The 23,559-nt window shown below is 73.3% G+C and carries 19 protein-coding genes; 9 read left to right on the top strand and 10 right to left on the bottom strand.

Annotated elements, in window-relative coordinates; all coding sequences use genetic code 11:
- Positions 1 to 6 precede the first annotated feature (6 nt).
- The 3 genes from ACFVGO_RS02855 to hypE all read left to right on the top strand — a co-directional run bounded on the left by ACFVGO_RS02855 (position 7) and on the right by hypE (position 2,613).
- Positions 7 to 321, top strand: coding sequence for a HypC/HybG/HupF family hydrogenase formation chaperone (locus ACFVGO_RS02855; RefSeq protein ID WP_359908229.1), 315 nt, complete (start codon positions 7 to 9; stop codon positions 319 to 321).
- Positions 318 to 1,472, top strand: a complete 1,155-nt coding sequence (hypD, locus tag ACFVGO_RS02850; protein WP_359908226.1) for a hydrogenase formation protein HypD — start codon at positions 318 to 320, stop codon at positions 1,470 to 1,472. Before ACFVGO_RS02855 ends, hypD begins: the two co-directional genes overlap by 4 nt.
- 121 nt (positions 1,473 to 1,593) lie before the next feature.
- Entirely contained in the window at positions 1,594 to 2,613 is a 1,020-nt protein-coding gene (gene hypE / locus ACFVGO_RS02845) for a hydrogenase expression/formation protein HypE (protein WP_359908271.1), read from the top strand.
- Positions 2,614 to 2,681: 68 nt separating this feature from the next.
- On the opposite strand, the gene ACFVGO_RS02840 is transcribed toward hypE, so the two are convergent.
- The 3 genes from ACFVGO_RS02840 to ACFVGO_RS02830 all read right to left on the bottom strand — a co-directional run bounded on the left by ACFVGO_RS02840 (position 2,682) and on the right by ACFVGO_RS02830 (position 4,009).
- Positions 2,682 to 3,506, bottom strand: a complete 825-nt coding sequence (locus ACFVGO_RS02840) for a hypothetical protein (protein ID WP_380630691.1) — start codon at positions 3,504 to 3,506, stop codon at positions 2,682 to 2,684.
- A 138-nt stretch (positions 3,507 to 3,644) separates the two neighbouring features.
- Complete coding sequence (locus tag ACFVGO_RS02835) at positions 3,645 to 3,803, bottom strand: hypothetical protein (RefSeq protein WP_380630690.1); 159 nt, start codon at positions 3,801 to 3,803, stop codon at positions 3,645 to 3,647.
- An 11-nt stretch (positions 3,804 to 3,814) separates the two neighbouring features.
- Entirely contained in the window at positions 3,815 to 4,009 is a 195-nt protein-coding gene (locus tag ACFVGO_RS02830) for a hypothetical protein (RefSeq protein ID WP_380630689.1), read from the bottom strand.
- Positions 4,010 to 4,515: 506 nt separating this feature from the next.
- Between ACFVGO_RS02830 and ACFVGO_RS02825 the strand changes: the two genes are divergently transcribed.
- A complete protein-coding gene (locus ACFVGO_RS02825) occupies positions 4,516 to 5,187 on the top strand; it encodes a hypothetical protein (protein WP_380630688.1) in 672 nt (223 codons plus the stop codon).
- 104 nt (positions 5,188 to 5,291) lie between these two features.
- Here ACFVGO_RS02825 and ACFVGO_RS02820 read toward each other — a convergent pair whose 3' ends face one another.
- Positions 5,292 to 6,383: a DUF5937 family protein gene (locus ACFVGO_RS02820; protein WP_359908215.1), complete on the bottom strand. Its 1,092-nt coding sequence runs from the start codon at positions 6,381 to 6,383 to the stop codon at positions 5,292 to 5,294.
- 117 nt (positions 6,384 to 6,500) lie between these two features.
- On the opposite strand from ACFVGO_RS02820, the gene ACFVGO_RS02815 reads away from it, so the two are divergent.
- Positions 6,501 to 6,728 (top strand): hypothetical protein, encoded by a 228-nt coding sequence (locus ACFVGO_RS02815; protein WP_359908212.1) that lies wholly within the window; start codon positions 6,501 to 6,503, stop codon positions 6,726 to 6,728.
- A 468-nt stretch (positions 6,729 to 7,196) separates the two neighbouring features.
- On the opposite strand, the gene ACFVGO_RS02810 is transcribed toward ACFVGO_RS02815, so the two are convergent.
- On the bottom strand, positions 7,197 to 7,928 hold the full coding sequence (locus ACFVGO_RS02810; RefSeq protein ID WP_380630687.1) for a hypothetical protein: 732 nt from the start codon (positions 7,926 to 7,928) through the stop codon (positions 7,197 to 7,199).
- Between the two features lie 189 nt (positions 7,929 to 8,117).
- Between ACFVGO_RS02810 and ACFVGO_RS02805 the strand changes: the two genes are divergently transcribed.
- Together ACFVGO_RS02805 and ACFVGO_RS02800 are read left to right on the top strand one after the other, a co-directional pair.
- Entirely contained in the window at positions 8,118 to 9,284 is a 1,167-nt protein-coding gene (locus ACFVGO_RS02805) for an inorganic phosphate transporter (protein ID WP_359908209.1), read from the top strand.
- Positions 9,281 to 9,526 (top strand): hypothetical protein, encoded by a 246-nt coding sequence (locus ACFVGO_RS02800; protein ID WP_359908206.1) that lies wholly within the window; start codon positions 9,281 to 9,283, stop codon positions 9,524 to 9,526. The genes ACFVGO_RS02805 and ACFVGO_RS02800 overlap by 4 nt, the downstream gene beginning before the upstream one ends.
- A gap of 71 nt (positions 9,527 to 9,597) precedes the next feature.
- On the opposite strand, the gene ACFVGO_RS02795 is transcribed toward ACFVGO_RS02800, so the two are convergent.
- The 3 genes from ACFVGO_RS02795 to ACFVGO_RS02785 form a co-directional block, all read right to left on the bottom strand.
- On the bottom strand, positions 9,598 to 10,809 hold the full coding sequence (locus ACFVGO_RS02795) for a lantibiotic dehydratase C-terminal domain-containing protein (protein ID WP_380630686.1): 1,212 nt from the start codon (positions 10,807 to 10,809) through the stop codon (positions 9,598 to 9,600).
- The gene (locus ACFVGO_RS02790) at positions 10,806 to 13,490 is read right to left on the bottom strand and encodes a lantibiotic dehydratase (protein WP_380630685.1); all 2,685 of its coding nucleotides are present in this window, start codon (positions 13,488 to 13,490) and stop codon (positions 10,806 to 10,808) included. The genes ACFVGO_RS02795 and ACFVGO_RS02790 overlap by 4 nt, the downstream gene beginning before the upstream one ends.
- A 177-nt stretch (positions 13,491 to 13,667) precedes the next feature.
- On the bottom strand, positions 13,668 to 13,850 hold the full coding sequence (locus ACFVGO_RS02785; protein ID WP_359908198.1) for a thiazolylpeptide-type bacteriocin: 183 nt from the start codon (positions 13,848 to 13,850) through the stop codon (positions 13,668 to 13,670).
- A gap of 820 nt (positions 13,851 to 14,670) precedes the next feature.
- On the opposite strand from ACFVGO_RS02785, the gene ACFVGO_RS02780 reads away from it, so the two are divergent.
- Together ACFVGO_RS02780 and ACFVGO_RS02775 are read left to right on the top strand one after the other, a co-directional pair.
- Entirely contained in the window at positions 14,671 to 16,020 is a 1,350-nt protein-coding gene (locus tag ACFVGO_RS02780; protein WP_359908196.1) for a hypothetical protein, read from the top strand.
- A 184-nt stretch (positions 16,021 to 16,204) separates the two neighbouring features.
- Entirely contained in the window at positions 16,205 to 19,027 is a 2,823-nt protein-coding gene (locus ACFVGO_RS02775; protein ID WP_359908194.1) for a hypothetical protein, read from the top strand.
- A gap of 138 nt (positions 19,028 to 19,165) precedes the next feature.
- On the opposite strand, the gene ACFVGO_RS02770 is transcribed toward ACFVGO_RS02775, so the two are convergent.
- Together ACFVGO_RS02770 and ACFVGO_RS02765 are read right to left on the bottom strand one after the other, a co-directional pair.
- Positions 19,166 to 19,534, bottom strand: coding sequence for a hypothetical protein (locus tag ACFVGO_RS02770; protein ID WP_380354145.1), 369 nt, complete (start codon positions 19,532 to 19,534; stop codon positions 19,166 to 19,168).
- Between the two features lie 301 nt (positions 19,535 to 19,835).
- Positions 19,836 to 23,483, bottom strand: a complete 3,648-nt coding sequence (locus ACFVGO_RS02765) for a hypothetical protein (protein WP_380630683.1) — start codon at positions 23,481 to 23,483, stop codon at positions 19,836 to 19,838.
- Positions 23,484 to 23,559 lie beyond the last annotated feature (76 nt).

Here is a 23,559-nt window from a genome sequence, read left to right as displayed (position 1 = left end):
GCGCGGATGTGCCTGGCGGTGCCCGGCAGGGTGACGGAGATCGGGGAGCGGGACGGGACCAGGATGGCGGTGATGGACTTCGGCGGCGTGATCAAGGACGTCTGCCTGGAGTACCTGCCCGACCTGGCGGTGGGGGAGTACGCGATCGTCCACGTGGGCTTCGCGCTGCAGCGCCTGGACGAGGAGTCGGCCCGGCGCACCCTCGCCCTCTTCGAGGAGCTCGGGCTGTTGCAGGAGGAGTTCGGCGACCCGTGGGAGGCCGCCGGGGCGGCGGCGGGTGCGGCCGGAGCGGCGGACATGACCGAGGAGGCCGGACGGTGAAGTACCTGGAGGAGTTCCGCAACCCCGAGCTGGCGGCCGGGCTGCTCGCCGACATCAGGGCGACGGTCACCCGGCCGTGGGCGCTGATGGAGGTCTGCGGCGGCCAGACGCACAGCATCATCCGGCACGCCATCGACCAACTCCTGCCGGACGAGGTCGAGTTGATCCACGGGCCGGGCTGCCCGGTGTGCGTCACCCCGTTGGAGATGATCGACCGGGCACTGGCGATCGCCGCCCGGCCGGGGGTGGTCTTCTGCTCCTTCGGGGACATGCTGCGGGTGCCCGGCACCGACCGGGACCTGTTCCGGGTGCGCGGTGAGGGCGGCGACGTCAGGGTCGTGTACTCACCGCTCGACGCCCTGCGGATCGCCCGGGAGAACCCGGACAAGGAGGTGGTCTTCTTCGGCATCGGCTTCGAGACCACCGCCCCGCCGAACGCCATGGCCGTCCACCTGGCCAGGAAGCAGGGGCTGCGCAACTTCAGCATGCTGGTCTCCCACGTCCGGGTGCCCCCCGCGATCGAGGCGATCATGGACTCGCCGGACTGCCGGGTCCAGGGCTTCCTCGCCGCCGGGCACGTCTGCAGCGTGATGGGCACCGCCGAGTACCCGGCGCTCGCGGAGCGCCACCGGGTGCCGATCGTCGTCACCGGCTTCGAACCCCTGGACATCCTGGAAGGCATCCGGCGCACCGTACGGCAGCTGGAGCGCGGGGAGCACACCGTCGACAACGCCTACCCGCGGGCCGTCCGCCCCGAGGGCAACCCGGCGGCCCGCGCCATGCTGGAGGACGTCTTCGAGGTGGCCGACCGCGCCTGGCGGGGCATCGGGGTGATCCCGCGCAGCGGCTGGCGGCTCTCGCCCCGCTACCGGGACCACGACGCCGAGCACCGCTTCGACGTCTCGGGGATCACCACCCGCGAACCCGCCGAGTGCCGCAGCGGCGAGGTGCTGCAGGGCCTGCTGAAGCCCCACCAGTGCGAGGCCTTCGGCACCGTCTGCACACCGCGCACGCCGCTCGGCGCCACGATGGTGTCCAGCGAGGGGGCGTGCGCGGCGTACTACCTGTACCGGCGGCTCGGTGTGCCGGGTGCGACGTCCGTCCGGCTTCAGGACCGTCAGGAGACCCAGGAGGCGAGCCGCGTTGGCTGACACCGAACTGCTCACCGAAGCGCTCGCCGGACCCCCCGCCGAACCGTCCGCCGCACCGGATGCCGAACCGTCCGTCGAACCGGACGCCGGGCGGCCCGACTTCTCCGGCTGGAGCTGCCCGCTGCCGCTGCGCGACCACCCCCGGGTGGTGATGGGCCACGGCGGCGGCGGCGCGCTGTCCGCGGAACTGGTGCAGAACCTCTTCGCGCCGGCCTTCGGCGGCCCGGTGCTCGCCGGGCTCGGCGACTCCGCCGTGCTGGAGCTCGGCGGTGCCCGGCTCGCCTTCTCCACCGACTCCTACGTGGTGCGGCCGCTGTTCTTCCCCGGCGGCTGCATCGGCGACCTCGCCGTCAACGGCACGGTCAACGACCTCGCCATGAGCGGGGCCCGGGCCGCCTACCTGTCCTGCGGCTTCATCCTGGAGGAGGGGGTGGAGATGGCCGTGGTGGACCGGGTCGCCAGGGCGATCGGCGCCGCCGCCCGCACCGCCGGGGTCGAGATCGCCACCGGGGACACCAAGGTGGTCGAGGCCGGGCACGGGGACGGCGTCTACCTGAACACCGCGGGCATCGGGATCGTCCCGGCCGGGGTCGACATCCGCCCGCAGCGCGCCCGGCCCGGCGACGTGGTGATCGTCAGCGGGCCGATCGGGCTGCACGGCGTGGCGATCATGAGCGTCCGGGAGGGACTGGAGTTCGGCGTCGACGTGCGCAGCGACAGCGCGGCGCTCGGCGGCCTGGTCGAGGCCATGCTCGCGGCCACCGCCGACCTGCACGTGCTGCGCGACCCCACCCGGGGCGGCCTGGCGGCGGCGCTCAACGAGATCGCGACCGCAGCCGGGGTGGGCGTCGTGCTCAGCGAGGCCGCCGTCCCCGTCCCGGAGCCGGTGGCCAACGCCTGCGCGGTGCTGGGCCTGGACCCGATGTACATCGCCAACGAGGGCCGGCTCGTCGCCTTCGTCCCGCGCGGCACGGCGGACGCCGTGCTCGCCGCCATGCGCGCCCACCCGCTCGGCGCGGAGGCGGCGGTGATCGGCGAGTGCGTGGACGAGCACCCGGGGATGGTCGTGGCCCGCACGGGCTTCGGTGGCACCCGGGTGGTCGACCTGCCGATGGGCGAGCAGCTGCCGCGGATCTGCTGACGGCGCGCGCTGCCGCCGCCCCGGGAGACGCCTCCCGGGGCGGCGGTCCGTCGTTCCGCCCCGGCCGGTCAGCCCAGGAAGTGGTGCAGTGAATCCGCCAGGGCCTCGACGAAGCCCTCCCGGACCTCCTCGGCTACCAGGTCGAGGGACAGGTACGGGTTGAGGTCCTCCAGCTCGACCAGGAGCAGGCTCCCGTCCGGCGCGCGGCAGGCGTCCACCCGCTGGATCCCGTGGGCGAGCGTGTTCCAGTCGACGAAGCTCCGCGCGAACGCGAGGTCGGCCGCGTTCGGCTCGTACGGCTCCAGCACCCAGCGCCGGGCCGGATCCGGCGCGTGGAGGGCGTACTGGAAGGCGTCGTCCACGAAGTAGAACGAGACCTCGTAGCGGAAGTCGATCCGCGGCTGGACCAGCACCTCGCCCCACGCGTCGAGCCCGTCCAGCTCCTCGCGGGTGAGGAAGCGCAGGCCTATGCTGTCCGCGCCCTCCCTGGGCTTGACCGCGTAGCGGTCGGCGGCGGGCAGCCGGTCGAGGTCCTGCGGCCGGTCGACGGTGGGGATGACGGGGCGGCCCGCCTCGGTCAGGTCCAGCAGGTACCCCTTCCCGGCCATGTCACCCCGCCCGGTCAGCGGGTTGTAGACCCGCACGCCGTCGGCCAGGGCCCGGTCGCGGAAGCGGGCGTACTCCTCCCGGTAGCGCAGCACCGGACCGCTGTTGCGCACCACGACCGCGTCGAAGCGCCCCATCAGGGCCCGGGCGTCCAGCGGGTGGCACAGGGCCAGGTCGAACCACTCCCGCAGCCGGGAGGTGAGGAAGACGTCCTCGTCGCCGTACCGCCGCCCGCGGGCCGGGTAGGCCAGGTCGGTCACGTACAGCAGGCTGGGCCGGTCGGGCACGGGTGCTCCCTCGGTCGGTGGTGGGGGAGTGAATCTACCGGGCCCGCCCCGGCTCGGCCCCGCGCGTCCATCGGGGCCGTCGCACAGCCGCCCGGCCCACCCCACCCACCGTCCGGACGGCGGCAGGCGCGAGGGAACTCAGGAGGTGGTCTCGGCGGTGCAGGTGCCGAGCCGGTCGCCGGGCTGGATGGTGCCGTCGCCGAACGTCTGGTTCATGACCGTGGCGAACTCGGGCAGGACGCTCATCCGGATGTCGGAGAGCGCGAGGTGGACCCGGGGCGGAACCACGGACTGCACGTCGGGGCTGATCAGGGGCCGGGCGGGGATGTTGTACACCGGATGCGGGCGCCCGCCGGGTCACTGCTGGTCCGCACGACGAACGTGCTGGCGCCGGAGAGGCTGCCTTCGAGGTTGGAGACCCGCACGTAGTGGCCGGCGGCGTCGGTGAGGGCGATGGTGCCGGCGAGGCCCACGGCGAGGGCGGCGATCGCTTTCGGGGACATGCGCGAAGACTCCTGGTGTTCCGGATGCTTCCCCCGGGCTCCCAGCCTTCCGGGCCCGGTGGTGCCCGGCAATCCCCGCTGAGCCGAGTAGGGTCATCACCCACGGTCACGGGATCCACCCGGGCATATGGTCGGTAAAGCGTCACGGCGGCAACCACTTGGCTGGAAAAGCCGGAATCACACCCCCGCGGGCGGTTTGGACCGGGAGTCGGAGACACGTCGGTCGCATCGGTCGACAACCCTCAACAGAGCTGTTACACCAGGTGAGTTCAGCGCCTCGGGAGTGCTGCTCGTGTCGAACACTCCTTCCTGCGCGAGGGCAGAGAGGCAGCCATGACCCTTCGTCGTCCGGAAGTTGGAGAATGCGCTCAGTGAATTCACCGGAGAACGCCGCTGCCGGTCCTGGAGCGGGTCGCAGCGAGTCAGTCGCCAGTGCGGTCCAGGGCTCGGTCGAAGCCGTCGACGAAACGCCGGCCGGAGATGAACTCCCCCTGTGGGGACCGGAGTTGCCCCTGACACGGACGGAGGGCCGGCAGGCCGCGGAAGGCGCCGACCTGCCGGACCTCAGAGCGCAGCTGTACGAGGTGGCGGAGGCCTGGAAGGAGGCCGTGCCCGAGGGGCGGAGCACCGCCGGGGATCTGAGAGCGGTTCTTGAGGCCGATGTGGAGGCGCTCCAGGTCCACTGGCAGCACGTCGCCGCGCTCCCCGACGCATCGGAAGCGCCGGCCGCCGACGGGACGGGGCACGTGGGTACGAGGAGCGGAGCGATGGCGGTGAACGCCGCACTCCGCGCCGTCGACCGGCACGCCCTCGCCCTTCGCGCCGTCCCCGAGTGGCAGCAGCTTCGCACCGTTCGTGACGCCGTCTCCCGGGTCTGGGACACGCTCGCCGAGCGGGCCGGCGAGTCCGCGGGCCGTCTCCTCGGCGACCGGCGCGTCGCGGAGTTCCTTCGCAACATGTCGGTCCGCGCGTGCGAGACGATCGCCCGGCTCTCCCGGCTGGCGGCCGACCGCCTCCGTCCCGACCGGGCCGCGCTGCCGAGTGCGGAGGCCCTCCTCGCGCTCGGCAACGCGGCGAGTGCCTACGGCAGGTCCGTACGGCGGCCGGGCGACCCGTCCACGGGAGAGGCGCTGCTCGTCCTCGGCGGTGGACCCCGTCCGGGGGAGCCCTGGTCCTGACGCGCGGGCGGGCGGGTGGTGGCGGTACGGGCTGCCGGGCCGATCCGCCCGTCGCGGCGGCCCGCCCCCCCGCCCCCGCCTGGCGTCCGGCCGCCCGGCCGTCCTCACCGCAGCACGGACTCCAGGAAGTCGCTGCCGAGCCGGGCCACGACCGAGATGTCGAGCTGGTGGAGGACGTAGCGGCCCCGGCGCCGGGTGATGACCAGCCCGGCCTTCTTCAGCACGGTGAGATGGCGGGAGACCTCCGGGGCGGTGATGCCGTAGGCGTCGGCCAGCTCGCTGGTCGAGTACGCGCCGCGCGCGAGGTTGCGGCACAGGCTCATCCGCAGGGGGTGGGTCAGCGCGTCCAGGCGCAGCTTGACCGTCTCCACCGGCTCGGCGCCGCCGACCTCGTGGGCGGCCGCCGGGTACTGGATCACGGGCTGCCAGCCCGGCCCGTACAGGGTGAAGAGGTGCGGCCAGCCGAAGACGGTCGGTATCAGGGTGAGGGAGGCGCCGCGGGCCTCGGTGCGGCCGTGGACGAGCTTGTCGACGACGATGCGGCTGCCGTGCTCGTCCTCCTCCAGGCTCAGCGCCGGTGACGCGGCCGTGAGCGCCTCCGCCAGGCCCTTGCGGCGCAGCAGCTCGGTCTTGTGCTGGGCGTCGGCGGCGAGCTGGACGCGGACCCGGCGCCAGGTGTCGGCGAAGAACGCCTGGTCGCAGTCCTCCAGGAGGCGCCGGATCCACGCGCGCGTGGCGGTGGGTTCGGCGAGCATCCGCTCGACGAAGGCCGCCTGGCGCGGGCCGCGCGCCGCCGCCAGGTCGAGCGCGCGGCGCCGCGACCACGCGTCGACCAGGGGCGACGGCAGGCCCTTGGGGTAGTGGCTGATGCTGCACGAGATCTCCAGCGCCGCGCCGACGAACTTCTCGTCCTCCATGCGGTCGAGGTCGTCCAGTTCCTCGGTGAGGGTCTCCCGGGGCCGGGCCGGCATCAGGAAGTCGGAGCGCGTCGACCGCCACATGAAGTCGGCTTCGAGCAGCCGGTCGGCCAGTTCCGGCTTGAGCGCGGCGGCGGTCGTCGTCGTCCACGCGTGCAGCCGGGAGTGGTGAGCGGGCTCGGCCAGCGCGTGCAGCGCGTTGCTCAGTTCGGCCAGGGGCGAGGGGCAGAAGGTGATCCGCTCGTGCGGCAGTCCGGTGATGTCAATGGTCACGCTCACCCCTCCATGGTGCCTGGCCGCCTCGGCGCCGGGTCGGGCGGGGGGAGCCGGGCCGTCATTTGACGGGGGCCGTCAATCGACGGGACTTGTGGGGCCGCCGGGGTGCACGGTGGGCGCATGAACGCACTGCAGCAGCATCTCTTCGACAGCTACCGGGCCGCCCAGCACGCCGAGCCGGCCCCGCCGGCCCCCGGTGCCCACGATGTCGCGGTGCTCCGTGCGGTCCGTGATCACCGCCGCTTCGAGGCCGTCCTCGCCGGCCGCCCGACCACCGGCCGCCTCCGCCTGGCCCTCCGCGCGGCCCTCCTCCGCCGCCGGCGGCGGGCCGGGGTGTGCCGGCCGTAGGGGTGGTCCTGCCGGGGCGGCGCCCCGGGAACGCGAGAGGACCCGGGAGCGTAGCCAGCTCCCGGGCCCCTGTTTGCCGCCCAATTGCGCACACCGGCACGTTTAAGGGTCGCGGATCAGGTTGAAATCGACGCGTTCTACCTTTGAACTACCGTGCCACGGAGCGGCACAGACAGGACTTGAACCTGCATTCGTCGATATTCGTCCGCACTCGGTCGATCCGGTGTTCGGCGGCGAATGCTGAGACTGGAGCGAGAGTCTGAGATTCAAGGGGTCTGCCTCTGCCTGCTTGGGCTACCCCGGCCGGTGGTGCCGGGGGGAGGACTCGAACCTCCACTGAGACCTCTGGTCAGCTTCAACGTCAGTGTCAGCTTTTCGCACCGTGCAGCGCATCCGCCCGGTCTCCCGGACAGGGTGTTCGACGCGCTCGGTGCACCCGCCCGGCTCCCCGGGCGGGCGATCATGGGGCTACCGGAAGAGGTAGCCGAAGACGGCCTCGCCGACCCGCTGGTCGGTGACCTCGACCGCGTTGGCCTCCTCACGGGCGAACTTGACCGCCTGCTGGAGCTTCTCCACCCGCTCGGCGAGCTCGTTCACCCGGCGGGCCGGCAGCGCGCCGGAGAACTTGACCGTGGTCCAGTAGCCGACCGCGATGTCCTCGTAGTAGACCTCGACCTGGGCCGGGTGCTTCTCGGTGGCCTCGGCCTTGACGTGGTTGCGCGGCACCTTCTTGGTCCGGATGGTGCGCACCGGCTCGGTCTTCCAGGCGTCGGTGGACGGGTCGAGGTTCCAGGACTCGGAGGCGTCCAGCACCGGGAGCTTCTTCACGAAGGTGAACAGGTCGGTGAGCTGCTTCTCCAGGAAGAGCAGGTACGGCACCGGCACCCGGGCGAGGAGCACCTGGCCGTCGACCACCACGTCGGCGCTGGCACCGATGTTGGCCCAGTCCTTGGTGGCCGTCACGTCGAAGAGCCGGGTGAGGGTCTGCGCGGTGGACCGCAGGATGTCCTCGGCCTTCAGCTGCACACGGGTCGACTCCGGCGGCAGCTGCTCGCCCTCCTCGTCCTTGGGCTGGTAGGTGCGGGAGATCCCGGCCAGCAGCGCGGGCTTCTGCAGGTCCTGGTGGGCCTGCGTCAGCTCCTGGAAGGACTTGGACTTGACGCCCTTTTCAACGGCGATGATCTGGTTCAGCTTTGCCACGTCCGGGACGCTACCAGTCCCAAAGTGGTCGGCGACACTCAATTATTGACCGAGTAGTGGTTCTGTCCTGTGCGCTCCGCTCCGGCTCCACGGCGTGCTGGTCCGATCGGATGGTGTCCTCCACCGCCCGGCCCCGTACGGGTGGCGGGGGACCGGGGCGGCGGCGGTCGGCGGGTTAGGTTCGGACGCGTGACCGGCAATGACGTGGTTCTGGCGCTGGTGGTGGTCACCGCGCTCGGTTTCGACTTCACCAACGGGTTTCACGACACCGGCAACGCCATGGCGACCTCGATCGTCACCGGCGCCCTCCCGCCGCGTGTCGCGGTCGGCGTCTCGGCGGTGCTGAACCTGGTGGGCGCCTTCCTGTCGACCGCGGTCGCCGCGACGATCGCCAGCGGTCTGGTGCAGAGCCAGGACGTGACGCTGACCGTGGTCATGGCGGGCCTGACGGGCAGCATCCTGTGGAACCTGACGACCTGGTACGTCGGGATCCCGTCGAGCTCCTCGCACGCGCTGATCGGCGGTGTGGTCGGGGCGACCATGGCGGCGGCCGGGGCCTCCGCCGTCAAGTGGCAGGGCCTGGTCGCCAAGGTGATCGTGCCGGCCGCCCTGTCGCCGTTCATCGCGGGGTCGGTCGCCGCACTCGGCACCTACCTCGTCTACCGCGTCACCCGCGACGTCTCCGAGGGCCCGCGCACGCGGGGCTTCCGGAGCGGTCAGGTCGGGTCGGCCTGCATGGTCTCGCTCGCCCACGGCACCAACGACGCCCAGAAGACCATGGGCGTCATCACGCTGGCCCTGATCGCCAGCGGCACCCTGAGCGCCGGGGCGAAGGCGCCGGACTGGGTGATCGCCTCCTGCGCCACCGCCATCGCGCTGGGCACCTACATCGGCGGCTGGCGGGTCATCAGGGCGCTGGGCAAGGGGCTGGTGGAGATCGAACCGCCGCAGGGGATGGCCAGCGAGTCGGCCTCGGCCGCGGTCATCCTCTCCTCCACGGACTTCGGCTACTCGCTCTCCACCACCCACGTCGCCACCGGGTCGATCCTCGGATCGGGAGTCGGCAAGAAGGGCGCGGTCGTACGGTGGAACATCGCCCGCCGCATGGTGGTGGCCTGGGTGCTCACCCTCCCGGCGGCGGCACTGGTCGGGGCGCTCGCCTACTGGGTCGCCGACGGGATCGGCGGCACCGGGGGCGTCGTGACCATCTTCGCCGTTCTGGTGCTGGCCTCGATCGCCTTCTTCGTCGCGTCCCGCCACCCGGCGGTCACCCCGGCGAACGTCAACGCCGCGTGGACCGGGTCGGTCATCCCGGACCCGGAGCCCGTTCCCGCCACGGACGAGGTGGCCCCGTGAACTCCTGGATCGATCTGGACGCGCTCTGGAAGATCGTCGTGGTCGGATTCCTCGCCGGCGCCGGTCTGCCCGCACTGTTCGCCATCGGCGTGCGCGCCCTCTACCCACCGGTCGGGATCGACGGGGCCGGGGTCTCCCGCCGCGCCGCCGGGGCGCTCGGCTGGACCGTTGCCGTGGTGTGCTTCGCGGTGGTCCTCGCCGCGATCGGCTGGGGCATCTTCATCATCGTCAACCACAGCTGAGTGCGGAGGCGGTGGTAGCCGCGGTGGCGCGCCGGCGGGGCGCGGGCGGCGACTGCGAGGTCGAGGGGCCGTCACGCCGGTCCCTCGACCATGGCGATCACCCGGGCGATGTAGTCCCGCCACCGGTGTCCGGTGAGTTCGGGGACGCTGCGCACGAGGAGGTGGGCGGCCAGGTAGCGCTCCACCGGCCGGACGTCGCAGATCGCGAAGAGCCGGTACAGGGCGTTGGTGCCGGTCCGGTAGATCAGGTAGTGGGTGCGGTCGAACAGCGTGCCGTCGGGGTCGCTGCGGGTCAGCATCCGGTGGAACTCGCTGTAGCGGGTGCGCAGTTCGAAGTCCCAGCGTTCGGCGGTGGCCGGGTCGCCGAGGGCGGTCGCGCGGGCCCGGTACTCCTCGCCGCGGCCGGAGAGGTCGGCCCCGGCCGCCAGCAGCCGCTCGGCCCGGTCCCAGGCCGTGGCCGACCAGCGCGCCCAGTCCTGCTCCCAGCCCCGGGTGTCCCCGGCCGCCACCCGGCGGACCAGCTCCGTGGCGGCGGGGCCGCTGCGCTCCCAGCGCTGATCGAAGGCCGCTCGGACCCGGCCCTCCGGGTCCTCGTGGACGAGGAAGTCCTCCAGATGGGAGAGGAAGGAGTAGTGCCCGCCGATCAGTCCGTCCGGATGGGTGCTCGCGTGCGCCGCCAGTGCCGTCAGCACCAGGCGCACCCGGGCCTGCGCGGTGTCGCCGTGCTCCCCGAGGAACGAGCAGGCCGAGGTGATCGCGGGCAGCCCGGCGCGCATCAACTCGTCGCGCAGCGCGGCGGGTTCGGCCCCGAGAAGCGCGTGCAGGTCGGCCGTCGCGGCCGGGTCGACGGGCACCACCCGGACGGTGTTGTCCGGCACCAGCGGGCCGTACGGCGGGCCGATCAGCTCGGCCCGCCCGGCGACGGCGGCCTCGGCGAGCAGCTGTTCCCGCGTGCGGTCGGCGACGGACGGGTGCGCGGCCGCCCACGTCCGCAGCGCCCGGGCGGACTCCTCCGCCACGGCGGCCACCCGATCGGCCGGCCCCTCCAGTCGCAGCCGCAGGTGCGGCCCGAACCGCCAGTGCCGTTCGACGTGGGCGCGCAGCCCCTGCTCCGTCGCCCGGCGCGCGAGCGGCAGGACGGCCTCGCGCAGGGCGCGCGCCTTGACGGGCTGGTAGTGGTAGAGGATCACGTCGAGGGCGGTCCCGGGCGCGGGGCGGCCGGCCGGACCGCTCATCGGCTCACCCGTCAACTCACCCGTCGGCTCGGTCGTCGGCTCGCTCATCGGGCGACTCCTCGGTGCGGCACCGGTACCGGCGGTGCGGGCAGGGGGCGGGCAGCTGGCCGCGCCGGGCGGTAGGTCTCCAGGACGAGTTCGACCGTCCGCGCCGGTTCCGACTGCCCGCCGACGAGGGGCAGGGCCTCCTCCAGCAGGGCGCCGTGCGGGTGGCGGGCGAGCCACCGGCCCAGGTGCCGGAGGTGGAGCGGGTTGCCGAGGTCGACGGGCTGGGGCTTGGGTGCTCGGAGCCGGTCGAGGAAGCTGTCGACGGCCGGAGCGTCCTCGGCGGGCCCGGTCACGGGGTGGAGGAAGAGCTGCTCGGGCAGGCCGAGGCGGGCACGCCAGCGGGCGACGGCGGCGGCGGGGACGCCGTCCGGGCCGGGATCGGCGGCGAGGTCGGCGCGCAGGGCGTCGAGGACCCCGGCCGGGAGGTGCCAGCGGCGGCGGGCGAGGACGACATGCCGGTGGCGCAGCCGCGGTGTGCGGGTGACGGTGCCGCCGGGGGCGGTCAGCGTCGTGCGGGGCAGCAGTGACGGGAAGGCGACGATGCCGGTCGGGTGGTCGGCGAGGAGGGGCGCCAGCCGCTGCGGCAGCATGATCGGGGAGAGGAAGCCCAGGTAGAGGACGTCGAGGTGCTCGCCGGTGGAGCGCAGCCGGAACCGGAGCTGGTCGCCGGCGACGTCGTGCACGAGGTCGAGGTCGGCCTCGGCGAGGGCGGTCCACCGGCGGTCGGGCCCGATGTCCTCGGCGAGCAGGAGCGGGTGCAGGTTGGCGTTGAAGCCGCCCACCGGGCGGATCTGGGCGGCGCGCGCGTCCTCGCCGAGCCCGGCGCGGATCTGCCGGGCGACCTCGGCGGCGGCCTGCGGCGCGGTGGCGTCGAGGAACCGGCTGGTGAAGCGACCCCAGCCGCAGTAGACGTGGTTGACGCACAACAGGCCCTCGGACGGCTCGCGTTGGACGAACCAGGAGTAGCTGAGCGGCCGGCCCGCCGTCCAGGTGGGCAGCCGGGCGGCCAGGGCGCGCACCCGGTCGGCCGGCAGCACGACCTCCCCGTCCGCCTCGGGCAGGTCGAGGAACTCCCGCCGTAGGGAGGCGATGTCGTCGGGGACCGGGACGTCGGCCCAGGCGTTGTCGATGGCGGCGCCGAACTCCCACGGAGTGGAGCAGACGCCGCCGGCGCCGTAGCGGGCGACGAAGCGGTCCCGGGCGGTCCTGCGGATCAGGTGGCCCTGGTCGAACAGCTCGGCCAGCGCCGTGAGTTCGGCGAGCACGGCCCGGTCGGCGGCGCCCGGTCGGGACTGCGGCGGGGCGGGCGCGTGGACGTCCTCGCTGAGCACGTCGAACGGCGTGGTCCGGTCGGGCAGGGGGCGCCCGGCGTCGGCGAGGACCCGGCGCCAGTCGGCCTTCAGGCCGGCGAGCAGGCCCGGTCGGCGTTCGGCCGGCGCGGACGCGTACCCGGCCGTGTCGTCGGCGAGTCCGCGGATCCTGCGGGCCAGCCCGGCGTCCTCGGGCCAGGCCCGGAGCCATGCGGCGAGCTGTTCCAGCGGATCGGGGCTCTGCGGGTCGACGGGTTCGGTGGGCACCAGGAGCCCGGCGGCGAGGAGCTGTTCGACGAAGCGCCGTACCGCCGGGTCCTCGCCGGGGCGTCCGAGGGCCTCGGCGAGCCGCGCGGCGAGCCGCTCCGGCGGGTCGGGGGTCGCGGCCAGGGAGGCGAGCAGCGCAAGCTCCGGCCGGGCGCCGACCTCGACCTCCTCCTCGCGCGCGGCGAGGTAGCGGCCCCCGACGAACTCCACCCGGGTGCGCCGGTAGTGGGCCCGTCCGGCGTGGACGCGGGCGGCGCTGGTCATCCGGTGCGGCAGGCTCCGGCCGCGCCGGGGTTCGTCGAGCAGGGCCTGGACCAGCGCCCCGACCAGGGTCCGGTTCGCGCGGACGACCGCGCGCGGGGCCGTCCCCGCATCGGCCGGGCGCGGGCCGTCCGAGGCCCAGCCGACCGCGGTGAACCAGGACAGGGGGCTGGCCTTGCCGGTCGCCCGCAGCGCGTGGCGCAGCACCTTGGCCTCCTCCTTGCGGGCCCGGCCGCCCCGCTCGGCGCTCACGTCCGAGGCGGTGACCACCGCGCGCAGCAGGTCGGCGCTGCCCAGGGCGACGGCGCGCCGGAACGCGGGCTCCCGGCACACCGCGGCGAGAGCGGCCCGTTCCGCCGCGAGCGCCGGCGGCACGGCCCGGGCCAGCTCGGCCAGCAGCCGGGCGTGCCGCTCCCGCAGCTCCAGCCACCGCGCGAGCCGGGGGAGCCGGGCGGGCAGGTCGCCCAGCCGGGCGAGCTGTGCGGCGCGGGGCGTGCGGCCGTTGTGGAGGTCCCTGCGCAGGGGCAGGACGATCCGCCGGTGGAACTCCTCGTCGTGTCCGGCCCGGCTGGCGTACAGGTCGTCGCCGAGCGCGGGGCGCAGGGCGGCGTCGGCGGCCTCCGTGGCGGTGAGCCGCGCCAGCAGGTCCCGGGCGAGGGCGGAGGGGGAGGACTGCGCGGCCCGGGCGAGCACGGCGGCGCGTACCAGCGCGTAGGCCGCGGTGGACGCCGAAGTGGACGCCGAAGTGGACGCCGCTGTGGACGTGGCGGTGCGGACGGGCGGCGCGGGCGCGGGCGCCGGTGCGGCCGGGGACGGGGCCCGGGCCGGGGCAGGGTCGGGCACGGCGGGCGACCTCCGAAGGGCGGGCGGGACGGCGGGGGAACCCGGCGGGTTCGCAGTGGAACGCGCCGGGTTCCGTGGTGCTTCGGCGCCGCTCAGCAGGGCTTGCTACAGCTCAGCAGGGCTCAGCAGGGCTCGGCAGGGCTCGGCGCCGTTCAGGACGCCCGGCAGCGCGGAGCGTCAGAACCACGTCGTCGTGGGGTGCACGATGCTGGAGTTGGAGGAGGAGTTGCAGGAAGTGGAGTTGGTGGACGCGCCGCCCTCCGGCAGCGCGATGCTGTCGCGCAGCGCGGTGACGGTCAGTTCGCCCAGGTCGAGGTCGAGGTCGTCGAGCGCGAGGACGTCCTGCAGGTGGTCGGACATGGCGGTCTCCCGAGGAGTGTCGAAGGGGTCGGCCCGGTGGATCGCCGGACCGGGTCCGTGCCGGAACGTGGGCCGGAAGCCCGACGACGACTCTTGGCAGGAACACGATCCCCGGGAGCCGCCGTCCTCCGGCAGCGCGACGGTGCCGCGCGCAGTGCGACGGTGTCGCGCAGAGGTGCCACATGCGTGCCTGAGCGCACACGCGTGCTCAAGCGGGATGGTGCGGATGCGCCTGGCCCCCCGTGGGCGCGCGGCTCGGACCGGATCGATACCGGCCGGGCGCCACCGTTTTGCCGAGTCTAGGTCGAGGCCCGCTCCGCCGAGAGGGCGCTCCGGTCACATTGGCCGGTATTCCGCCGCGGCCCGCGGCGCCGGCCGCACCCCGGCGGGGCACCGCGGTGCCCGGTTCGCCCCATGCGTACACCCCTGAAACCCCGCCCGGCCCGGCGGGCGCGCCGTCCGCGGTGCGGTGCGGCGGGGGAACGGTTCGTCCCCACCCCCGTGAAGAGGGCAGCTCCACGCCCCCTGCGACTGCCGACGGGTCCTTCACCCGGCCTTCACGCCGCCTGCCCCGCCCACTCCGCCCGTCGTGCCCGCGCCCCGGCGGGGGAGAGACCGGAGCGCGACCATCGGGATCCGGCCAGGGCAGGGCTTCCGGGCGCTCCGTTCGGGTGGTGGGCCGGCCGAGGGCGCCCGCGTCCGGCCCGTCGCGGCGGGCCTCGGCGCCGCGGTGCACGAGGATGGCCGCTCCGAGGAGTGCCGGGGAGCACCGGGAAGTCCCGGAGTGCCCCATGCCGTGCGGCGAACGAGGTGCCGACCCATGATGACCGACGTTTTCAGCCGGTTCCAGTCGCTCCAGGACCCCGGCCTCAAACTCCTCCGGAGCGACCGCAGCGCCGACACCGATCTGCTGCTCCCGCTGGTGCTGCACCGCGACCGCGGGATCGACGTGCCGGGGCGCCGGGTCCTGGACGCCACCCGACCGGACGGCCTCAACGTCCGGATGCTCCAGTACACGGACGTCGCCGGCGGCCTGGCGGACGAGCACGGGACCGTCCTCGTCGCGGAGCGGGACCAGGCCACGCAGCTGTTCCTGATGTGGGTGTCCAGGACCGCGGCGCTTCACCTGAAGGCCGAGGCCACCCAGAACGTCAACGTCCACTTCCTCTTCCACCCCCCGACCGACCGGGACTGCTACGCCGACACCACCTACTGGACGGGCACCTGCGGCATCGACGGCAAGGACCGCGGCTGCGTCACCGCCGGACTCAAGGGCCAGCAGCCCTACGTCAAACTCGGCGAGCGCTACCTGTGCACGGACTTCCGGGCGGTCGCCCAGCACCTGCTGGCCTCGGACCGGTTCGAGCCGAACGTCCTCTACGTCGTCCCGGTGGCATCCGTCGCAGGAGGCAACTTCGACGACCTGCTGACGGAGCAGGGCCTGACCCGGGCGGTCCAGGAGGTGCTCCTCTTCGCCACCGGGATGATCACGGGCCGCCCCGTCCAGGACGGCTACCCCGAGTTCGGGCAGGTGATGCTCTCCGGCTACAGCCACAGCGGCGACCGCGTCGAGAAGCTGATCAGGACGGTGACGGACACGCCGTTCTTCCGCCGCCACCTGTCCCAGATCAACCTCTTCGACCCGAACCTCGTCGTGGGGGACGCGAAGGCCCGTCTGGAGCGCTTCCAGGCACTGCTGGAGAGGGCGTCGTTCTGGAAAAGCCGGGTCAACCGCGACGCCCGCGTCTTCGTCTACACCTCCTACGACGACCATCAGCGGGCGCTGCTCGGCAGCGGCCTGGGGCTGCAGAGCCCCACCACCGTCAACCTGGACACCGTGGAGTGGGAGGGCGGCCCGTCCGCGAAGGCCGCCCTGCGCAGGACACCGGGCGCGCACCCCAGGGGCACCGGCGTCGAGGCGTACAACCACGACCGCAGTGTGGGGGTGGTCCACCTGCCGCCGTCCTTCTTCCGGCACTGGCTGGAGCCCCCGCTGGACAACCCGGCCGGCTGGGACCAGAGCGCCCGGGACAACGGCCACGGCCACGGCTGGTTCCTGCGCACCCTGCTGTCCCACGCCCTGTCCAACGCCACGCCCGAGTGGTTCGGAGAGCAGCGCCGCTTCAAGGCGGCGGGGCCGGTGGTCCAGCCCAGGCCCACGCGGAACTGAGCCCGCCGGTACGGGCGGGTCCGCCGGTGCGGTGGCGTTCCCCGCGCCGGCGGCAGGCGCCACAGGACGTGCATCGTTCGAACGAACGTGTGCATCCTTCGGGCGGCACGCCCGCGGCCGTGGTGAGCGAGCCGGACCGCGGTGGGACACCAAGGGGACCCTCCCCGCCCTCCAGGAGTCCGCCATGGCATTCGCCGTCACCTTCCTCGGCACGGCCCCCATCCCCACGGCGGGGTCCGGAACCGCCTTCAAGCTCTGGTCGTACCGCGTCGACGGCACGGGCGCCGACATCCCCGCCGGCCTGCGGGTGGCCCTCGCCCTGCCGGACGGCGTCAGTGTGCAAGACCCCAGCGCCTACCCGGACGTCACCGCGCTGGACGGCACGTTCCTGTGGCGCGACCCGGTCACCGGGCTCAACTTCGCCGGGCGCACCGCGACCTCGCCGACCACGGTGACGATCACCTTCGTCGCGCCGGCCCGCACCGCCACCGCGTCGGTGCGCCTGTTCAAGTCCCCGAGCGGCGCGCCGTGGAGCGCGGTCGTGTTCACCGTCGCCGGCAGCGGCGCGGCCGCCGACGGGCAGACCATGGTCCTGCCCGCCCGCGGCGTCCCGACGTTCACCGGGCGCCCGGTCACCGACTTCGAAGGGGCCCTCCCGTACGCCACCGAGGTCTTCGGCGTCTACCAGCCCCTGCTCGGATGGCTCGGCTCGCAGGCCGGCACCGCGGCCGCCGCCGTGCACCCCGGATCCCGGTTCGCGGCGCTCGCCTCCGAAAGCTTCCGCGGCGACAACGCCCGGGTGCTGCGCGACCCGGCCCTGGCCGCGCTGGCCGAGTACTACCGCACCCCGTCCACGCTCGACCCGGCGTCCGCCACCGGCGCGCCGCCCGACTACGTCGCCGGCCTCGCCGCCGCGTCGGCCTCCGGCACGGCCCCGCTCACGCCCGTCGGGCTGGTGAACCTCTTCCGCCAGTACTTCTTCGAGTTCGACACCTTCCTCGGCGCGCCGTCCGGGCACATCTGGGTGAGCCCCGGCGGAACCGTCGAGGTCGTCGAGACCAGCACCCGGCGCACCCTGGTCGAGAAGACGACCACGGTCGCGGAGGAGACCACCCGCAAGACCGAGGAGAGTCAGACCGACCAGGACGACGTGGCCGACGCCGTCAAGGAGGACAACTCCACCGACACCAAGCTCGGCGTGAGCGCCACCGGCGGAGTGAACGCCACGATCTACCACGCCGACGTCAGCGCCAGCTTCGCCACCCAGAACACCGTCAAGCGGGGGGCGGAGGAGACCCACAAGCACACCCGTACGCAGACCTCCAAGGTCAACACGGAGATCAGGCGCAACTTCAAGACGACCTTCAAGACGGTGACCGAGACCACCGACACCTCCAGCCGCCGCTACGTGCTGCAGAACGCCAGCACCACCGACCTGGTCAACTACGAGTTCCGGCGCAAGATGCGCAAGGTCGGCGTGCAACTGCAGCACATCGGCACCCGACTGTGCTGGCAGGTCTACCTCCCCGACCCGGGCCGGGACCTGGGGCTCGGCGACATGGTCCACGTCGTCGACGCGCCCGACCTCACGGCGATCCCCAAGCCCGCGGACATCCCCGACCTCGACGACAAACAGGTGCCCTTCCACTTCGAGGTGCCGTTCCTGCACGACCAGGGCCCGGACGACGACGCCAAGCTGACCTACCTGCCGGAGAGCGGCAACGCCTGCCGCGGCATCAACAGCAGCACCACCGGACACGACGACATCGTCCAGTTCTGCTTCGACTTCCCGCTCCCGCCCGCCCCACCGGGCTACCGCCTGACCGGGGTCGCCTCGATCGACCGCCACGGCGCCCAGGCCGACTTCGCCCCGCTCGACTCGACCGACCTGGTACCCGACCCCGATCCGGTCAAGAACACGCTCAAGATCCGCCTCGTCTACGCCAACTGGCAGGGCCGCAAGTCCATGCCGTTCGACGCCGTACTGACCTACACGCCCACCGACGCCGCCAAGGCCGACCTCCAGAAGCGGCGGGACGCCGCGCAGGCCGAGTACCAGGCGGCGGTCGACCGGCTGGAGCACGAGGCCTACGGCAAGGCGGTGCGCGAACGGCTGCGCCTGGTCAGCGCGTTGACCCCACGCCGGCCGGAGGTGCTGCGCAGCGAGGAACGGCGCGTGGTGTTCCGCGACATCCTGCGGCGCCTGGAGAACAACGGTCACTACCCCCAGGACCCGGACCACCCCCCGTTCGCGGAGTCGGAGCAGATCAACCAGCTCTTCGACGTCGAGGAGATGCTCTACTTCGTCGCCCCGGACTTCTGGCGGCCCGGCCCGGTGGCCCCGCCCGCCCCCGACCGGAACAGCGCCGGCCGCTACCCGCTGCCGCCCGAGAAGCAGCCGCCCCTCCCCGCCGGCACCGTCGAACTGCCGCTCGCCGGGCAGACGGTGGCCGGCTGGTACTCCCGCGCGGACGAGTACCGCACCTCGGGCGCGGCGGGCGCGCCCGCCCCCGAATGGCGGGTCGACTACCTCATCACCGAGGAGACCCAGCCGGCGCCGCTCGGCAGCTCGCTGGGCTGGCTGATCCAGATCGACGGCGACGAGCGCCGCAACGAGTTCCTCAACGCCGCCTGGGCCAAGGCCGTCATGCCCGTCAGGTCCGGACAGGAGGTCGCCGCGCTCGCCTGGCTCCTGGGCGTCGAAGGCGTGGCGGGGCTCGGCCTGCCCTACCCCGTCCAGGCCGGCGACCCGCCGGAGTACCAGAACAAGACGTACGGCGACGTCCTGCAGCTCCTCGCGGCCAAGCTCCAGGCCGCCAACACGGCGGTGGACAACACGCTGGCCTCGGAGAAGGTCTTCGAGACGGGGTTCGACCCGCTGGAGGGCGGGTTCCGCCGGCCGGACGACCCGTACCAGATCTTCGACCAGTGGATCGAGGTCATGCCCACCGACCAGGTGGCGGCCGTCGCGGTCCGCTACGACCCCCGCACCGGGCAGCAGTTGTGAGCGCGACGCGCGGCGGCTGACGGGACGGCCGGCCCCCGGCGCCGGCACCCGCAGCTCGATCCGGACGCCCCAGCGGCGGGCGACCCGGGGCGGGCGGCGGAGAAGCGCCGCGCCCGGGGTCCGCGTCGCCGCGCCCGTTCACCGGGTTGCCGCTTCGCGTCGCTCCAGCCAGTCGAGGTACCAGGTGGCGAAGGTGTGGCGGTTCCCCCGCGCGTCGACGCACGGATCGAAGGGCGGGTCGACCGCACCGTCCCGGTCGCGGAGCTCCCCGCGGCGAGGGCCGACGACGACGAGCCAGCCGGTCATCCCGCACCCGTTGTCGCTGATGTGGATCGCGCCCCGGCCGCGTTCCACGTGCCAGATCTCGTCGCCGGCGTCGCCGAATACCTCGCGGTAGTCGTCCAGGCGGTTGGTGTCCCCGTCCCGGGCGGCGGGTTCGTACCCGGCGGCGCGAAGCGTCGCGGTCTGCCGGTCGGCCCAGCCCTCCGTCTCGAAGCTGGATCCCACGGGGGTGCTCGTTCCTCTCGGTGGTGCGGGCTTCGGGTCCCCGGTCGGCGGGCGCGGGAGGTCCCGGTTCACGCGGTCGTTCCGGTGCCGGCGGCGGTGCGCCGAGACGAGCACTCTCCGGAGCTCACAGTACCGGCGTGCGCCGGGCCGGTACGGCGGCTGCGCCCCGGCCTCCGGGGGGTGAAGGACGCCATCGCCGACTCCGTCGCCGAGCACCCGCCTGAGGACCGGCACGGTGGTGGCCGGGGAAGAGGTCCTCCCCCGCCCACCGCCCTTTCGGCCCGTCAGGGCCGGTTCGGGGTCACCGCATCGCCCCGCCCGCCTCGACCAGGATGGGCAGCAGCCAGTCGAGGTCGGTCATCGACGGATCGGTGGTGAGGTAGGGGAGGGCGGACGGCCAGGTCCCGATGTCGGGCTGGAGGTACGGGTTGCCGGTCCCGGGCTTGCCGCCGTGCGACCCGTGGCCGTGGCCGTGGCCGGGCTTGGGGTGGTGGCACTTGTCCGTCTCGCACGGCGGTTCGCAGCGGGCGAGGGCGGAGGACGGAGGAGTGGTCACCGGTGCGGTCCCCGGCGGGGAGCCCGGCGGCACGTAGGAGGCGGTGACCGTGTTGACGGTGTCCTCGCTGATCAGGCTGAAGCAGTAGAATGTCCTGGTCTGCCCCGCCGCCAGGTCGAACGTGCCGGCCGCCACCACGCAGGCCGGCTCCTGGGAGTCGTTCAGGGTGATGCCGGTCAGGTCCACGGTGCCGGTGTTGGTGACCGTGATCCGCCAGAAGGCCTGGCACTTGTCCGGAGCGCAGAGTTCCTCGGGTGTGTTCCCCTTGTGCAGGGTCGCCTCCTTGCCCCACGGCCCGGCGCCGCCCGCGCCGCAGTCGGCGGCGTTGTCGGACTGGCAGACCTCCTTGTCCACGCTCAGCGACGGGACACCGGTGCCGCTGACGTTCACCGTGGCCTCGGAGGGGGGTGTGGTGACGGGGGTGCCGCCGGGGCCGGGGAAGGTGGCGGTGACGACGTTGGTGGTGGTTCGGGTGATGCCGGGGAGGTTGCAGGAGAAGTGCTGGGTGGCGCCGGCCGCGAGGTCGAAGGTGCCGGCGGTGGTGGCGCAGGAGGGTGTGACGGGGTCGGTGAGGGTGATTCCGGTGATGCCGACGGTGCCGGTGTTGGTGACGGTGATGCGCCAGTAGGCGGTGGCACCCTGGGCGACGGTGGCGGTTTTGGCCCACGGGCCGGGGCCGTTCTGGCCGCAGTCGGCCGGGTTGGTCGAGGTGCAGACCTCCTTGTTGATGCTGAGTGACGGCACGACCGGCGGGGTCACGTCCACCGTCGCCTCGGAGGGGGGCGTGGTGATCGGAGTGCCGCCTGGGCCGGGGAAGGTGGCGGTCACGGAGTTCACGGTGTGCTGGGTGACGTCGGTCAGGTCGCAGAAGACCTGATGGGATGCGCCGGCTGCCAGGTCGAACGTCCCTGCTGCGGTGACGCAGGACGGGGACACGCTGTCGGTCAGGGTGATCCCGGTGACCGGGACCGTGCCGGTGTTGGTCACGGTGATCCGCCAGTAGGCCGTGCTTCCGGACGGAATCGTCGCGTTCTTCGCCCACGGCCCGCTACCGCCGTCCACGCAGTCGGCAGCGCTCGTGGAGGTGCAGACCTCCTTGTTGATCGTCAGCATCGGTGTGCACTGGGCGCCGGGGGTCACCTGGAGGGTGACGGTGTTGGAGGTGACGGGCGGCTGGCCGTTGGTGACGGCGGACGCCTGGTTGGAGACGGCGGTGACGGAGCAGTCGGTCGCCACCGTGGTCTCGAAGCAGATCTGCGGTGCGTCGCCGACGAAGGTCACCTGCATCCGCGGGTGATTGTCGGGGGTGAAGGACGATCCGTTGATCAGGGTGAGGTTGGCGATCACCTGGATCGGCGAGTCGCCGGTCGGGACGGACGAGATGTCCGCTGTTCCGGTGGCGGGGTTGAACGGGAAGGTGCCGATGGTGGTTCCGTCGGCCGCGAGCACGGTCACCGAGGAGTGGGCGAAGTCGACGGTCGTGGGATCGATGCCGAGGAGGCTGACCGTTCCGTAGGACCTGATGTGCCCGGTGGCTCCGTCGCAGTAGTACGCGGAGGGGTTGATGGTGCCCTGGGCCTTGGTCTTCAGGCAGGGCGAGGCTCCGGTGACCGGGTCGATCGAGAACAGGTAGCCGGTGTCGCCGAGGCTGTACTTGCACTGGCCGTCGTAGGCGAAGCCGTACGGGCTGGTGTTGCCGCCGTTGACGTCGGGCGGGCCGTTGACGACGCCGTTGGTGCCGTACTGGGTGCAGGGGCCCTGGACGGTCCAGTCGTAGCAGTACTCGGTGCTGTTGAGGGTCGGCGTGGTGCCCTGGTAGATCCAGAGCGGGAACTCGGTCTCCAGGTGCCCGTTGGGGGCGGTGATGGTCAGCGGCACCTGGAAGTTGGCCTCGCCGGGGGCGACGTTGGTGCTGACCAGGGCCTGGAGGCCGGGGGGCGCGGCGACGGGGTTGCCCGTCAGGTCGAAGCAGACGACGGTGCCGACCGGCGGGGTGACCTCCTGGTAGACGCCGCCGACCACCGTGCAGACGCCGGTGACGGTGCCCGCCGGGTCGTACATCTCGAAGACGTTGTCGGCCCGGGCGGGGGCGCCGCCGACGGGAGTGACCACGGTCCTGGGGGTGGCCCAACCGGTGCAGGCGGCGTTCGTCGACGGGTCGAAGCAGGACATCACCGTCGGCTGCGGGGCCGGGGTGTTGTCGGTGACGTAGATCTTGCCGTTGACGACCCGCATGATGCCGGCGTAGTCGCCGCTGAAGGCGACCTGTCCCTCGTTGGGCGGCAGGCCGATGCCGAACGTCCCGCAGGAGGCGTTGGCGACGGGGTCGTAGCAGAGGATCTCGCCGGTGCCGGAGACGGCGTGGATCAGCTGGTTCGGTGCCTGGACGACACCGCCCACGACCAGCCCGGTGCCGGTCTGGAGGGCGGTGAAGCCGCAGCTGGACTGGGCCTGGAGGTCGATGCAGCCGACGCCGATCAGCCCGAGGGTGGTCCGGCTGATCGCGGCGTAGTACAGCTTGGAGCCGAGCAGGACGTAGGTCGGGGTGCGGGTGCTGCCGAGGTCGCCGGTGGTCGCTCCGGCCACCGAGGAGTTCAGCGGCTGGGGCCAGGTGGCGGGGGCCCCGTTCGGCGTCGGACACGGCCCGTTGGTGAGCTGGTCGGTGCAGACCACGCTGGCCGTGTTGGAGAACCCGTGGTGGTAGATGTTCCAGATCTCGGGCGTGGGGACGCCGTTGATCGTGGCGGTGTAGAGGATGGGGGTGAAGCCGTCGCCGCCGGTGGCGGTGTTGATCGGGGTGAACGGCGGCGGGATCTGGACCACCTGACCGGTCGCCGGCGAGGCGAGCATCGGGTTGGTCGCCTGGACGGCGTTGGTGGCCGCGCCCGCGTCGGTGCCCGAGAAGGTCGTCCCGCCGTCGGTGGACCACTGCCTGTTGAAGCCGGGGGGCACCTGGAGGGACCCGGGCACGTAGGACTGGGTCTGCGGCGTGCTGCCCGGGCCGCCCTGGATCTTGTCGGTGACGGTGGTGCTGACCGGTGTGCCGTCCGGGTTGGTGGCGGAGACCACCCAGCGGACGGTGTCGCCGTGGGCGGTCCGGGTGGTGCTGCCGGTGGCGAGGTCGGTGCCGGTCTTCGCGAGGGTGACGGGCTGCTGACGGCCGCCTTGCCGGCTCTGGCCGCCGCCGACCGGGGCGCCGCCGGCCGGGCCGTCGGCGGTCGTGGCGTGCGCGGTGCGGTGGGTGGCGTGTGCCACTGCGGGCGCGGCGAAGGAGGCGGACGCCGTCGCGGCCGCGAGGAGGAGGGGCAGCGCGGCCCGGGTGAGGCGGCCGCGGAGCCCGACCGGTCCATGGCGTCTTCGCTCGCGTCCGTTGGTGGGTGGACAGCGCCTCATGACGATTCCCTTCGATCGGACGGTCCGGTGTCTGACGGTGCGCCGGACGGTGGTGGTGACGGGGCGGAGCCCGTGA

The organism is Kitasatospora sp. NPDC057738 (assembly GCF_042798815.1).
In the GTDB taxonomy this organism is placed as follows: Bacteria; Actinomycetota; Actinomycetes; order Streptomycetales; family Streptomycetaceae; genus Kitasatospora; species Kitasatospora lactacystinica.
Note: the sequence above shows the minus strand (reverse complement) of the source record. Positions and strands in the feature narration are given on the sequence as shown.